Source organism: Gilliamella sp. B14384G12 (genome assembly GCF_016101825.1).
Taxonomy (GTDB): domain Bacteria; phylum Pseudomonadota; class Gammaproteobacteria; order Enterobacterales; family Orbaceae; genus Gilliamella; species Gilliamella apicola_N.
The window spans coordinates 13,761-28,458 of record NZ_JACFPU010000009.1 but is presented as its reverse complement, the minus strand read 5'-3'; the positions used below and the strand labels follow the sequence as shown (position 1 = coordinate 28,458).

Sequence of the window (14,698 nt, the reverse complement as noted above, 5' to 3'; positions counted from 1 at the left end):
ACGTTAATAGATTTTGTGTGTAGCAAGCTTGGTAAGGACTAATTGATAGGATTATTTCTACCGTTATAAAACGGTAGAAATAAAATTGAATTAATGATGATCAATAAAGATAAATTTTAAAGCAAATAATATAGCAAAAATAATAACGCAAAGGTTGAGTTCTTTAAATTTACCTGTACAAGTTTTTAATACGACATAAGAGATAAAACCAAGTGCAACACCTTCTGTAATCGCGAAGGCAAATGGCATCATTAATGCGGTGATAAATGCTGGTGTTGCATCAGTTAAATCTGACCAATTGACTTTAACTAAGCTTGAAACCATTAAAATTCCAACAAAAATAAGCGCACCAGAGGTAGCATAATTTGGTACAAGGTGAGCTAATGGCGATAAAAAGGTCATCATTAAAAATAATAATCCAACAACCACTGCCGTTAAGCCTGTACGACCACCAACAGAGATACCTGAAGAGCTTTCAATATAGGTTAATACAGATGATGTACCGAATAAGCCACCAAGTGATGAGCTAAAACTATCAATTAATAACGCTTGACGCATTTTTGGAAAGCGACCTTTTTCATCACAAATACCCGCTTTATCGGTTAATGCCAGAATTGTTCCAGATGAATCAAATAAGCTGACAATCATAACTGAGAAGATTACACCCATAATACCGATGTTGAATGAACCAGCAAGGTCAACATGACCGACAACAGGAGTTACACTTGGTGGGATAGATGCTATACCTTGATAATTAATGTTTGGATCTAACCAAAGCGCAAGCAACGTTACAGCAAAAATCGAAACAAGCACTGCTGCATGAAAGTTACGCGCAGCTAAAATTATAATAATAAAAAAGCCCAGTGAACCGAGTAATACTTTTAGCGATAAAATATTTCCCATGGTTAATAGTGTTGCCGGCGAAGAAACGACAATACCCATATTTTGAAAGCCCATAAAAGCAATAAATAGGCCAATACCAGCACTAATACCAACGCGTAAACATTGTGGAATGTGTTCAATTAACCAATGGCGAACTTTCAATAATGATAATACAAAAAATACCAGCGATCCCCAAAATATCGCTCCCATACCTATTTGCCATGAGTAACCCATTGCACCACATATTCCATAAGCAAAAAAGACGTTAAGTCCCATTGCTGGGGCTAAAGCAATAGGTAAATTGGCAAATAAACCCATTAAAATAGTGGCAAAGGCTGTAACGACGCAAGTTAACACAAATACAGCTGAAGTATCCATACCCGTTGCAGATAAAATGGAAGGATTGACGAAGATTATATAGACCATCGTAAGAAAGGTGGTACAACCAGCGATAATTTCAGTACCGACAGTTGTTTTTTTTTCTTTCAATTGAAATATTTTTTCGAATATTGAATTCATAAATTAAAGCCCAATTTTGGTTGTCAAGAATGAACGTATTTTACGTTGTACTATTTATTTTTTAACAAAAGTAAAAAATAAAAAAGATGAGGCATTGTCAGTCCACATCTTTAAAAAAAGAAATTTTACCGCATAATTATTGCTTGTTATTTATTTAGGTCAAGCATTATTCTAGTCTATACAGTGCATTAGGCTCTGTTCTACTCAGATACATTATCAAGTTTATTCAAAGTAATTTTGACTTTAAGAATACGGTGACTTTCTATCTCGGCAATTTCGAATAAATAATCGCCAATTTGTATCGTTTCACCAACATTTAGTAAATGTTGGGCTTTTTCCATTAGCAATCCTGCCAGAGTATGATATTCGCGTTTATCATCAATGGGTATAGGTACAAAACGAATTAATTCTTCAACAGGAATATAGCCATTAGCAATCCAACTATTATCATCTATACATTGAATATCATGTTTAGCATCAATTTCCTCTTCTTCAGTTGGAAAATCACCCGCAATCGTTTCAATAATATCTGTTACCGATACAACGCCTTGCATTGAGCCAAATTCATCAACAACAAAAGCAAAGTGGGTTTTAGCCTTTTTAAATTGCTCAAGCGCAACCAATAAAGATACCGTCTCTGGGAAGATAAGAGGTTGCTTAATCAATGAATTAATATCAATTGATTTTTTGCTTTGGATCATATCTTTTAAAAGATCGTTTACTTGAATGATACCCAACGGTTCATCAATTGAGGCGTTATCAGTGACAACTAAACGTGAATGAGGATTATCAAAAATTTCTTTTAGAATTACTTCACGATCATCATTAATATTAACCATATCAACATCTAGTCGTGATGTCATAACACTACTGACTGAACGCTGAGCAAGTCCAAGTACCCGTTCGACCATACTTAATTCTTGATGATTAAATACGGAAACTTTTTTATTAGTATCTGATACCACATCAATAGTGTGAGTTTCAGGATCTTCTTCTGCATCCCCTTTAAGTAAATGCAAAACAGCTTCGGCGGTACGTTCACGTAATGGTTTTTTGTTTAATATTTTACGACGATTAAAAATAGCCAATTGATTGAAAAATTCAATCATGATTGAGAATCCAATCGCTGCATATAAATAACCTTTAGGAATAATAAACCCAAATCCTTCTGCTACTAAGCTAAAGCCAATCATCAGTAAGAAGCTTAAACAAAGAATGACAATGGTTGGATGTGAGTTAACAAAATTAGCTAAAGGTCCACTGGCAACCATCATAATGGCAATGGCAATACAAACAGCAACAATCATCACGGGAATATGTTCAACCATACCCACAGCGGTAATTACAGAATCTAAAGAAAATACTGCATCAAGTACCACGATTTGGGCAACCACTGTCCAAAAATGTGAGGTTTTTTTCGGTTTTCCTTCTTCATGGGCAGAGCCTTCAAGGCGTTCATTAAGCTCCATCGTTGCTTTGAAAAGCAAAAATAGTCCTCCAATAAACATAATTAGTTGGCGCGCATTGAACGTAATACCAAATTTTGAAAATAGTGGTGTATCAAGAGTAACTAACCAACCAGCTATCATTAATAATAAAACTCGGGTAATTAATGCAAATGCAAGACCGGTTATACGGGCTTTATCTCGTTGGTGAGATGGAAGTTTCTCGGCAAGAATGGCTATAAAGACAATATTATCAATACCAAGGACGATTTCAAGTACAACTAGAGTGGATAAACCAATCCAGATTGTAGGATCCATGATCCATTCCATATGTCAGGTGATTACCTCTAATGAACACAGCACATGCTGCCGTGTAATTCTGGCTGTAATTGACCAAATAATCAATAAAATATTTATAAAAATTGTTTATTTTGTCAAAAAGTTTCAGATTAACTATACGTTTCAGTATAAAATCAGTTTCGCCAGAAGGTTGGTGTAAATAAAACAAGTAAGGTAAATATTTCTAATCGACCAAATAACATATCAACTATCATGACCCATTTAACCATGTCGCTAACACTAGCGAAATTATCACTTACACTTCCAAGGCCAACACCTAAGTTATTGAGTGATGAAGCCACAATGTAGAAAGAATCAGAAGCTGTGACGCCTGTTGCCATAATGATAAATAAGCTGACTAAAAAGACTAAGGCATATGCCGAGAAAAATCCCCAAACAGCTTCAATAATTCGTTCTGGTACTACACGATTGTTTAGTTTCAATGTATAGATAGCATTGGGATGAATAAGGCGTTTTAACTCTCGTGAACCTTGCATAAATAGTAATAATACTCGAACGACTTTTAAACCACCGCCTGTTGAACCTGCACATCCACCAATAAACGATGCACATAGTAAAAACAGCGGAAGTAATGACGGCCAAGTATTGATATCATCAACGGTAAACCCTGCTGTTGCTGCGACAGATACAACTTGCAGTATTATTTTGTCTATACTTAATTTGTGTTTTACCTGATAAAAATAAACTCCACACGCACAAATCACAATTAAAATAAGCAAAATAAAGATAAAAGTCCTAAACTCTTGGTCTCGCCAGTATACCTTAATTGATAATCCATTTAATGCGGCAAAATGTAACGCAAAATTACAACCCGATAAAATTAGGAAAATAGTAATAATATAGTTGATGATCGCGCTGTTAAAATAAGCAAGATTATCATCGTGAGTAGAAAATCCACCCATCGATATGGTTGAGAAACTGTGTGAAACAGCATCAAAAATATTCATTCCGGCAGCCCATAAGCTAATTGCACAGAGCGTTGTGAGTAAAATATAAATTGACCACAGTGTTTTTGCTGTTTCGGCAATACGTGGTCGCATTTTACTGTCTTTTTGTGGACCAGGTATTTCAGCGCGATAAAGCTGCATACCACCAACACCCAATAACGGTAAGATAGCAACCGCTAAAACAATAATACCCATACCACCTAACCATTGTAATAATTGCCTATAAAAAAGTAGGGCTTTTGGTAGGTGATCGAGATGTACAATTGTCGTTGCACCTGTTGTTGTTAGGCTGGAAAACGATTCGAAAAATGCTGTGGTTAAATTTAAATTAATATGGGTGTCGAAAATAAAGGGAAATGCTCCTATTGTACCGAGTACAACCCAAAATAATACGACGATAAAGAAACCTTCTCGAGTACTGAGCTCATGGCGTTGATGACGATTCGGTAGCCATAGTAAACAACCTAATATTAATGCGGCGAAAAATGAACGAACAAATATAGCACCTGCACCATCACGATAGATTAGAGCAATCAGTGCCGGTAGTAACATAAATATCGATAAGAGTGCAATTAACAGACCTATAATTCTAAGAATTGAGCGCCAGTGCATCATATTGATTATCTCTATTTAAAACCACGAGAAGTTTTGATTAGATCATAAGCTGCTTGAATTTCTTGTGCCCGTTTTTTAGCGGCTTCAAGCATCTCTTTTGGTAATCCTTTAGATACTAACTTGTCAGGATGATGTTCATTCATTAATTTACGATAAGCTCTTTTTATTGTAGCAATATCATCAGATGGTTTAACACCTAGAATATTATAAGCATTTTGTAAATTTAGTTGTGAAGAGTTGTTTTGATATCCACCATAGCCATTATTATTGTGTCGATATTGATTATATTGTTCGTGTTGATAGTCATAATTTTGTTGATGAAAATGATAACTCCCCATCATCATTTGAATGTAAATTGCCATTTGATGACGAGGAATATTGAATTCATCGGCTACAATAAAGAGTATTTCTGATTCTTTATCATCTAAACGACCGTCGATTAATGCCGCTTGGATAAGCTGTTCACAGAAAATATTTAAAACATTACGTTTAGAACGATATTGATTATATAACTCTCTTAAACGTGCCCTTAGTGGGTAGTCACTTGCCTTACCGCGATTAAAGGAGTCTTGGGCAAGTTGACGACTATTGCTGTCAAGCTGCAATTGGGTCATAAATCTACGTGCCAGATTAATATCATCTTGCGTCACAACACCTTTAGCTTTACCTAAATGACCAAGCACTTCAAAAACAACGGTTAAGTAGAGTTTTGGGTTTCCTTTAGATTCTTCTTCAGTCAATTTATTACAAAATTCGTAGAGTTTTGGACCAATGAATAGACCAAGTAAAAATCCCCAGTTTGATTTTAATATAATGCTTAAGACAAAACCTGTAATTATCGCCCAAATAAAAGACATATTATTAAATTACCTCAATTCGATCTATTTTTTGTAATCCACGTGGTAAAGCTGTTCCTTTACGTGCGCGTTCCGCTCTAAATTTTTCTAAATCAGCTGGATTGAGCGTAAGTTTGCGTTTACCAACATATAAGGTTAAGGATGTTTCTGGTGTGATTAATCGTATATAAGCAAGGCTGTCGTCTGCACCTGATAATGATATGATTTTATTGCCTTTACCTTTTGCAAGTTCTGGTAAATCTTTTACAGGGAAGATAAGCATTCGTCCAGCTTGAGTAATGGATAATAATAAACTATCTTCAGATAGAATCTCAATTGGCGTTAGCACTTTAGCACCGTTTGGTAAATTGATAATGGCTTTACCATTACGATTACGAGTAACTAAATCACTGAATTGACAAATAAAGCCATAACCAGCGCTAGAGGCTAATAGTAATTTTTGATTTTCATTCGCAGACATTAACAAGTGCTCAATTGTGGCTCCAGCTGGTAGTGCTAGTTTACCGGTTATTGGTTCACCTTGTCCGCGTGCTGATGGTAGTGTATTTGGCTCAATAGCATAACTTCGACCAGTCGAATCAATGAATACCACTGGTTGATTGCTTTTACCTTTGGCTGCAGCTTTAAAACTATCACCAGCTTTATAACTTAAACCAACAGGATCGATATCATGCCCTTTTGCTGATCTCACCCAACCCATTTCAGATAATACAATAGTGACAGGTTCTGATGGTGTGAGTTCTTGTTCTGTAATAGCTTTAGCTTCACTACGCTCAACGATCGGAGAACGACGCTCATCGCCATATTTTTCGGCATCTTGTTGAAGCTCTTTTTTAATTAAATTATTTAATTTTCGTGGCGATGCCAATAATGCCTGTAACTGATCTCGTTCTTTAGCAAGTTCGTTTTGTTCACCTTTAATTCGCATCTCTTCCAATTTGGCTAAATGACGAAGTTTTAACTCTAAAATAGCTTCTGCTTGAATTTCGGTCAGAGTAAAACGACGAATTAACTCAGCTTTTGGGTCTTCCTCATTACGAATGATTTCAATTACTTCGTCTATATTTAAGAAAGCAATTAATAGACCCTCTAAAATATGTAGTCGCTTTAACACTTTGTCTAAACGATAATTTATGCGACGTATAACAGTTGTTCGACGGTATTCTAACCATTCAGTAAGAATTTCAACCAAACCTTTTACTGATGGGCGATTGTCTAGCCCAATCATATTCATATTTACCCGATAGCTTTTTTCAAGATCGGTGGTGGCAAAAAGGTGATTCATTACTTGTTCTAAATCAACACGATTAGAACGAGGTACAATTACCAATCGAGTAGGATTTTCGTGATCAGACTCATCGCGTAAATCTTCAATTAATGGTAATTTTTTAGCCCGCATTTGCGATGCAATTTGCTCTAAAATTTTTGCACCAGAGACTTGATGTGGTAGATCGGTAATAACAATATCACCGTCTTCTTTTTTCCATACTGCACGCATGCGAATTGAACCACGACCTGTTTTATATATTTTAGCAATATCCTCTGGTGAGGTAATAATTTCGGCCTCGGTTGGGAAGTCCGGCCCTTGAATGTGAGCCATCACTTCACTTAAAGTTGCATTAGGGTTATCAGCCAACATAATGGCAGCATTTGCTACTTCACGGATATTATGCGGTGGAATGTCTGTCGCCATACCCACAGCAATACCCGTAGTACCATTTAATAAAATATTTGGTAATCGAGCAGGTAGCATTTTAGGCTCTTGCAAAGTACCATCAAAGTTAGGTGTATAATCAACGGTACCTTGTCCTAATTCACCCAATAATAATTCCGCATACTTTGATAAACGTGATTCAGTGTAACGCATAGCAGCAAATGATTTGGGATCATCAGGTGCCCCCCAGTTGCCTTGACCATCAACTAGTGGATAACGGTAAGAAAATGGTTGTGCCATTAACACCATCGCTTCATAACATGCACTATCACCATGCGGGTGGTATTTACCGAGGACATCACCTACAGTACGCGCTGATTTTTTAAATTTTGCTTGAGCATTTAGCCCTAATTCGGACATGGCATAAACAATACGTCGCTGTACAGGTTTTAGACCGTCACCAATAAAAGGTAATGCGCGATCCATAATGACATACATTGAATAGTTTAAATAAGCACTTTCTGTAAATGTGCGTAGTGACTGGATTTCTACTCCGTCATGAGTTATTTCACTCATTATTGTTCCTCTAAATCATTCTTTATGTTAGACATCAAGTTCGACTTGATCACCTTTTTCTTGTAACCATTCACGGCGATCTTCTGAACGTTTTTTGGCTAGTAGCATATCCATTAATGCCATGGTTTCTTCTGTATTATCAAGTGATAACTGAACTAATCGACGGGTATTGGGATCCATTGTTGTTTCACGGAGTTGTAATGGGTTCATTTCACCCAGTCCTTTGAAACGTTGTACGTTCGGTTTGCCTTTTTTGCGTTTTAGTTGATCTAAGATACCTTCTTTTTCTTCTTCATCTAAAGCGTAATGTACTTCTTTGCCTAGATCGATGCGATAAAGCGGTGGCATTGCCACAAAGACATGTCCTTGTTCAACCATAACACGAAAGTGACGAACAAATAGCGCACAAAGCAAAGTGGCAATATGCAATCCGTCTGAGTCAGCATCAGCTAAAATACAGATTTTACCATAACGTAATTGGCTTAGGTCATCACTATCTGGGTCGATGCCAATAGCCACTGAAATATCATGGATCTCTTGTGAACCTAAGACTTCGTCAGATGAAACTTCCCAAGTATTTAAAATTTTACCTTTTAAAGGCATGATCGCTTGATATTCACGATCTCGCGCCTGTTTAGCGGATCCTCCCGCAGAATCCCCTTCGACTAAAAATAGTTCTGTACGACTTAAATCTTGTGACGAACAATCTGCCAATTTACCTGGCAGAGCTGGGCCACTCGTGAGCTTTTTACGAATAACTTTCTTTGATGCTCTTAAACGTTTTTGTGCACTGGTAATTACCATTTCTGCTAATGATTCAGCGATCTGTACATTTTGGTTTAACCATAAACTAAATGCATCTTTAACAATCGCAGATACAAATGCTGCACTTTGTCTTGATGATAGGCGTTCTTTGGTTTGCCCAGCAAACTGTGGTTCTTGCATTTTTACTGATAATACATATGCACAACGTTCCCAAATATCATCAGCCGTAAGTTTTAAACCGCGCGGTAATAAATTTCGAAATTCACAAAATTCCCGCATGGCATCAAGCAATCCTTGGCGCAAACCATTAACATGCGTGCCACCTTGTACGGTTGGAATTAAGTTAACATAACTTTCTGTTAAAAGTTCGCCACCTTCTGGTAACCAAAGCAAAGCCCATTCGACAGCTTCTGTTTCACCCGTGTGGCTACCGGTAAATGGATCTTCAGGTAAAAGTGTGTAACCACTAACAGACTCCATTAAATAATCTTTTAAGCCATCTTGATAACACCAGCGTTGTTCAGTATTGTTAATTTTGTCTTTGAAAATAATTTCCAGACCTGGACAGAGTACCGCTTTCGCTTTAAGCAAATGAGTTAAGCGGGGCACTGAAAATCGAGGTGAATCAAAATACTTTTCATCTGGCCAAAAACGTACTTTAGTACCCGTGTTACGACGACCACATGTACCTATTACATGTAAATCTTCAACTTTATCACCATTTTCAAAAGCAATTTGATACACTTGACCATCGCGATTAACAGTAACTTCTACCCGTTTGGATAAAGCATTAACCACGGAAATACCTACACCATGCAAACCACCAGAGAACTGATAATTTTTGTTCGAGAATTTACCTCCGGCATGTAAACGGCAAAGTAGTAGCTCAATGGCTGGCACCCCTTCTTCAGGATGAATATCAACCGGCATTCCTCGTCCATCATCAATGACCTCAAGAGAATTATCTTCATAAAGGGTGACTTTCACTTGACGAGCATGTCCCGCAATAGCTTCATCGACACTGTTATCAATGACTTCTTGCCCTAAATGATTTGGGCGAGCCGTGTCAGTATACATCCCTGGGCGATGTCGGACTGGATCGAGTCCCTTTAATACTTCAATATCGACGGCATTATAAGTAGATTGTGACATAGCGTTTCTATTTTATTTAAATAAATGGGGTGTATTATACCAATCTTTCTTTAAGATGTATGATATTAAATTTACAATGAAATACAAATAGTGTTTTATGATAGTGTATTAGTTGATAATAATTATTATTTAATTAATTTAATTTAAAATTAATCATGAGCTATATTGCTTTTTCAGTTTTAATATTCCATCAATAGTATTATGATAAATAAATCCCACATAAAAAATAAGGGAATTCAATGAGCAAGTCACAAAATAATAAAATTAGTCGACGTGGTTTTTTACAAAGATCGATAGCAATTGGAAGTATTGCTGCATTAGCAAGTAATATGCAAATACCTTTTTCTTATGCTGAATCGGATAAGAATGCCAATAATAGTGAAATTCCTCCTAATCCTACTAACCAAGAAAAAATCTTTTATAGCGCCTGTTTAGTCAACTGTGGAAGTCGTTGCCCTCTAAAAGTTCATGTTAAAAACGATATCATCACTAAAATTTCTGCTGAAGATGGTATTAATGATCCTGTTTTTGGTCAGCATCAAATTCGCCCTTGTTTGCGAGGTCGATCTGTTCGCTGGCGAACTTATGATCCTGACCGTTTAAAATATCCAATGCTACGAGTTGGTAAACGCGGTGAAGGTAAATTTAAGCGAATTTCATGGGAAGAGGCGATTAATTTATTAGCTGATAAACTCAAATATACTATTGATAAGTATGGCAATGAGGCTATTTATTATCAATATGGTACAGGTACTACTGGTGCAAACATCCCTGGACGTAACGCCTGTAAGCGGTTTTTAAATACTATTGGTGGTTTTTTGAATTACCATGGTGATTATTCAAGCGGACAAATAACAGCAATTCAACCTTATATTTATGGTAATGCTAAAGAATCTTTGTTGGACCAAATAAAACATTCTGATTTGGTTGTGATGTTTGGTCAAAATATTGCCGAAACTCGAATGTCAGGTGGTGGACAAGTTACGGAGTTATTTAATGCTTTATCACAAAGTAAGGCAAGGGTCATCATTATCGATCCTCGACGTAGTGAAAGCGTAGTTGGTTATGATGCTGAATGGATCCCCATCATTCCCGGTACTGATGCCGCTTTGGTTGCCGCAATTGGATATGCTTTACTTGAAGAAGATCGCATTGATGATGAAATGCTCAATCGATACTGCGTGGGTTGGAATGCTGACTCACTGCCTGATACTGCACCGCCTTTTAGCGATTTTAAATCTTATATTCTTGGTTTGGGGGATGATAGAACCCCAAAAACACCTGAATGGGCAGCTCAAAAAACTGGCATCTCAGCAAATCAAATTCGAAAATTGGCGATCGACATAGTCAATGCTAAGGCTGCATGGATTTCCCAAGGTTGGGGACCTCAACGTTGGCAAAATGGTGAACATACCACAAGAGCGATCATGATATTACCAATCATCACAGGTCAGTTTGGTAAGCGTGGAACCAATATAGGAACTTGGGGGGGCAGTGTGACTTATTCTGTTCCAAGTTTAAGTCTAGTTAACCCAATTAAAACCAGTATTCCTTTCTTTTTATGGACTAAAGCCATTGATGAACCATTTAGCATGACTGCCAAAAATTCTTATATAAAAGGTAAAGATAAATTAGATGTTGGTATTAAATTTATCTGGAGTTATGCAAGTAATGTTATTGGTAATCAGCATGCAGATCTCAATCGAACTCACCAAATTTTACAAGATGAATCAAAATGCGAATTTATTTTAGTTTGGGACACTCATATGACCGCGTCGGCTAAATATGCCGATTTATTATTACCAGATGTATCATCGGTGGAAAGTAATGATCTGATTAACAATTCTTATGCATCAGGTGCTTATCATTATATTATTCGTATGCAACGAGCAATTAAGCCTCTTTGGGAAAATCGTTCGTCATACGATGTGTTAACTGATTTATCTGAAAAGATGGGGGTAAAAGATAAATTCACGCAAGGTCGCACTCAAGATGAGTGGATAGAGTATTGCTATGAAAAACTCCGCAAACAAGAGCCTAATTTACCAAGCTTTGATGAAACTGATGGTATGGGAGTCATTGATCGTAAGTTAGCTAATAGTGATAACCACATTGCTTTACAAACCTTCAGAGATGATCCTCTTAAAAATCCATTAAATACGCCATCAGGAAAAATTGAACTTTATTCTGAAGCATTGGCTAAAATTGCCAATGAATGGGAGTTTGATGAAGATGATAAACTTTATCCTATTCCAGCTTATTTACCTGCTATTGAAGGCAGTGAAGATAAACAACAGAAACAAAAATATCCATTACAATTAATTGGTTTTCATATTAAAGGTCATTGTCATTCAAGTTACAGTAATCTACCGCAATTACGAGAAGCTGTGGCGAGCAGTATCTGGATTAATCCATTTGATGCAGAGCCAAGACAGATTAAGCATGGACAGTTAGTTGAGGTTTATAACGATCGTGGTCGATTGTATATACCTGCTAAAGTCACACCACGTATATTGCCTGGTGTTATTGCAATTCCTCAAGGTTTGTGGGCAAAAATTAATGAAGCAGGGATTGATATTGGTGGTTGTGTCAATCGCCTAACTTCAATGCGCCCATCTGTTCTGGCTAAATCCAATCCACAACATACAAATTTGGTTGAAATTAAACCATTGTCAGCTATGTCAACGGCATCGTAATTACAGGGAGATGATAAAAATGCAATATGGATTCTATATTAACTCTTCTAAATGTACGGGCTGTAAAACCTGCCAATTGAGTTGTAAAGATGAGAAAGATAACTCTTTAGGTATCCATTTTCGTCGTGTTTATGAATATGGCGGTGGTGATTGGCAACAAGTTGATGGTCTTTGGCAAAATAATACTTTTACTTACTATTTGTCGATTTCTTGCAATCATTGTGAACAACCGACTTGCGTTCAAGGATGTCCAACTGGTGCAATGCATAAACGTGAGCAAGATGGCTTAGTTGTGGTGAATCAAGATGTTTGTATTGGTTGCCGATACTGCGAAATGCGTTGTCCTTATGGTGCACCACAATATGATCAGCAAAAAAAAGTTATGTCTAAATGTGATGGATGTTATGAGCGTGTAGCGGAAGGATTAAAGCCTGTATGTGTGGAATCATGCCCGCAACACGCTTTAGATTTTGATGAGATTGGTAAGTTACGAGAGCAATATGGTGATGAACGCAATATTGCACCATTACCAAATTCACAATTGACTAAACCCAATATTGTTATAAAACCACATGCACAGGCCAAAGCATCCGGTGATACACTTGGTAAAGTGCTTAATCCGGAGGAGGTCTAAAATGCATGAATTACCACTGGTATTTTTTACTATATTTGGGCAACTATCTGCGGGGATGGTGCTTTTAGGCAGTCTAAATTATTTATTTAATCGATCAACTCATAATACGCTGATTATCGAAAAAATTAATTTGGTTGCTTTGATTTTCATGGCATTAGGTATGTTACTGGCTTCATTTCACTTAGGTAAACCTTTCCGTGCTTTGAATGTGATTTTCGGTATTGGCCGTTCACCAATGAGTAATGAGATTTTTACCTTTGGGGTATTATTTGGTGTGACATTTGGTTGTGTCATACTTGCTTACTTTTCGCACCTTAACAATTCAAATCGATGGGGCTTTATTAACACTTTATGCCAGCGCATTAATCAAATTCCACATATCGGTAAAATGCTTGCTCTATTGTTGGTGATCTTAAGTTTAGTTTTTGTGTGGACAATTGTATTAACTTACATGTTGCCGACGGTTAAAACTTGGGGTACTTACTACACGGCAATTCAAATGTACACCACAATGTTGGTATTGGGTGGGGTTATGGTTGCAATGTTAGGATTCTATCGGACGGGTAGTATTGCCTTTTTTATTGGTGCTTTATTGATACTGTTATTAAAGTTCCCCTATATTAACTTAATGATCGAAAACGCTCCCCAGTTGGCTTATGATCAGTATCATTGGGTTGCAATACAGTGTGGGTTATTGCTGGTAGCATTGATTTTGATTGCCTTAAATAGTTGGCTTAGCAAAAAAATAATGATGATTTATTTGCTTGGTTTTGTATGCACTTTAGTCGCTGAACTTTGTGGACGTATTGCCTTTTATAATTTATGGACGATACCGTTATAATAATCGTAAATATTACTAATTAGCGATAATATATAAATAAGAGATTAAGTAATTTGGATAACTTAACTTCAGTCACATTAGCAAAATTATTGGGTGCATTTTTCTATTATTCACCCAATAGCGAAACAGTTAAACCATTGATTGATGGGCTTCTGCATATCGATGAGTTAGCAAGCTGGACAGATAATAAATTAATTAATAAACAGTGCCAAATATTAGCCGATCAAATACAAAACCCTGATCTTGATTTTCAGTTTTCATTGTTATTTGAAGGGCAAGGTAGTATGCCAGTCCCTCCTTGGGGTTCGGTATATCTTGATCAAGAAAAGTTATTAATGGGAGAATCCCAAGAGCGTTACCGTCAATTTTTACAACAAAATGGTTTAATGCTTAATAGTGGTATGAATGAACCAGAGGATCAGTTCGGGTTAATGCTAATGGCTTTTGCTCTATTAGCAGAAAAAAAACAGTTAGGGGCAGCAAAGCAACTCATTACTGATCATCTATCAATTTGGTGTTCGACCTATTTAAATCGCTTAAAACACAATGAGCTTAGTTTTTTTTACCAAGCTTTAGCTGTGATTACGGAACAATATTTACAGATATTATTAACCAATATTGAATTAGATCTGTTATAACTATTAAAAAAATTAAATTCTTGTTCAAACAGATATTTTTATACCTTATACCTAGCATTGCAGCTTTTAGGATAAACGGTATAATTCTCCAATAATTTATCAGGATAAACTCTATTT

The 14,698-nt window shown here is 36.6% G+C and carries 10 protein-coding genes; 4 read left to right on the top strand and 6 right to left on the bottom strand.

Annotated features, from left to right (window positions below; genetic code table 11):
- Positions 1-90: 90 nt before the first annotated feature.
- The 6 genes from H3S73_RS09700 to parE form a co-directional block, all read right to left on the bottom strand.
- Positions 91-1,401 carry an NCS2 family permease gene (locus H3S73_RS09700; protein ID WP_198236519.1) on the bottom strand — a complete coding sequence of 437 codons (1,311 nt, stop codon included), beginning with the start codon at positions 1,399-1,401 and terminating at the stop codon, positions 91-93.
- 200 nt (positions 1,402-1,601) lie between these two features.
- On the bottom strand, positions 1,602-3,176 hold the full coding sequence (locus tag H3S73_RS09695) for a TerC family protein (protein WP_198236520.1): 1,575 nt from the start codon (positions 3,174-3,176) through the stop codon (positions 1,602-1,604).
- A gap of 143 nt (positions 3,177-3,319) precedes the next feature.
- Positions 3,320-4,765: a TrkH family potassium uptake protein gene (locus H3S73_RS09690; protein WP_198236530.1), complete on the bottom strand. Its 1,446-nt coding sequence runs from the start codon at positions 4,763-4,765 to the stop codon at positions 3,320-3,322.
- 14 nt (positions 4,766-4,779) lie between these two features.
- A complete protein-coding gene (djlA, locus tag H3S73_RS09685) occupies positions 4,780-5,625 on the bottom strand; it encodes a co-chaperone DjlA (RefSeq protein WP_198236521.1) in 846 nt (281 codons plus the stop codon).
- Between the two features lie 4 nt (positions 5,626-5,629).
- Positions 5,630-7,855: a DNA topoisomerase IV subunit A gene (parC, locus tag H3S73_RS09680; RefSeq protein WP_198236522.1), complete on the bottom strand. Its 2,226-nt coding sequence runs from the start codon at positions 7,853-7,855 to the stop codon at positions 5,630-5,632.
- A 27-nt stretch (positions 7,856-7,882) separates the two neighbouring features.
- Positions 7,883-9,772, bottom strand: a complete 1,890-nt coding sequence (gene parE, locus H3S73_RS09675) for a DNA topoisomerase IV subunit B (protein WP_025316618.1) — start codon at positions 9,770-9,772, stop codon at positions 7,883-7,885.
- Between the two features lie 239 nt (positions 9,773-10,011).
- On the opposite strand from parE, the gene H3S73_RS09670 reads away from it, so the two are divergent.
- The 4 genes from H3S73_RS09670 to H3S73_RS09655 are packed head-to-tail and all read left to right on the top strand — an operon-like array spanning position 10,012 to position 14,581.
- Complete coding sequence (locus tag H3S73_RS09670) at positions 10,012-12,468, top strand: DMSO/selenate family reductase complex A subunit (RefSeq protein WP_198236523.1); 2,457 nt, start codon at positions 10,012-10,014, stop codon at positions 12,466-12,468.
- 19 nt (positions 12,469-12,487) lie between these two features.
- Complete coding sequence (locus tag H3S73_RS09665) at positions 12,488-13,102, top strand: DMSO/selenate family reductase complex B subunit (protein ID WP_216355799.1); 615 nt, start codon at positions 12,488-12,490, stop codon at positions 13,100-13,102.
- Position 13,103: 1 nt separating this feature from the next.
- Complete coding sequence (locus H3S73_RS09660; protein ID WP_198236524.1) at positions 13,104-13,943, top strand: DmsC/YnfH family molybdoenzyme membrane anchor subunit; 840 nt, start codon at positions 13,104-13,106, stop codon at positions 13,941-13,943.
- Between the two features lie 53 nt (positions 13,944-13,996).
- Positions 13,997-14,581 (top strand): molecular chaperone, encoded by a 585-nt coding sequence (locus tag H3S73_RS09655; protein ID WP_198227157.1) that lies wholly within the window; start codon positions 13,997-13,999, stop codon positions 14,579-14,581.
- Positions 14,582-14,698: the final 117 nt, after the last annotated feature.

Coding starts and splice junctions, on each gene's coding strand:
- H3S73_RS09660 (WP_198236524.1), top strand. CDS start 13,104: ATGCATGAATTACCACTGGTATTTTTTACTATATTTGGGCAACTATCT.
- djlA (WP_198236521.1), bottom strand. CDS start 5,625: ATGTCTTTTATTTGGGCGATAATTACAGGTTTTGTCTTAAGCATTATA.
- H3S73_RS09690 (WP_198236530.1), bottom strand. CDS start 4,765: ATGCACTGGCGCTCAATTCTTAGAATTATAGGTCTGTTAATTGCACTC.
- H3S73_RS09695 (WP_198236520.1), bottom strand. CDS start 3,176: ATGGAATGGATCATGGATCCTACAATCTGGATTGGTTTATCCACTCTA.
- H3S73_RS09700 (WP_198236519.1), bottom strand. CDS start 1,401: ATGAATTCAATATTCGAAAAAATATTTCAATTGAAAGAAAAAAAAACA.
- H3S73_RS09670 (WP_198236523.1), top strand. CDS start 10,012: ATGAGCAAGTCACAAAATAATAAAATTAGTCGACGTGGTTTTTTACAA.
- H3S73_RS09665 (WP_216355799.1), top strand. CDS start 12,488: ATGCAATATGGATTCTATATTAACTCTTCTAAATGTACGGGCTGTAAA.
- parC (WP_198236522.1), bottom strand. CDS start 7,855: ATGAGTGAAATAACTCATGACGGAGTAGAAATCCAGTCACTACGCACA.
- parE (WP_025316618.1), bottom strand. CDS start 9,772: ATGTCACAATCTACTTATAATGCCGTCGATATTGAAGTATTAAAGGGA.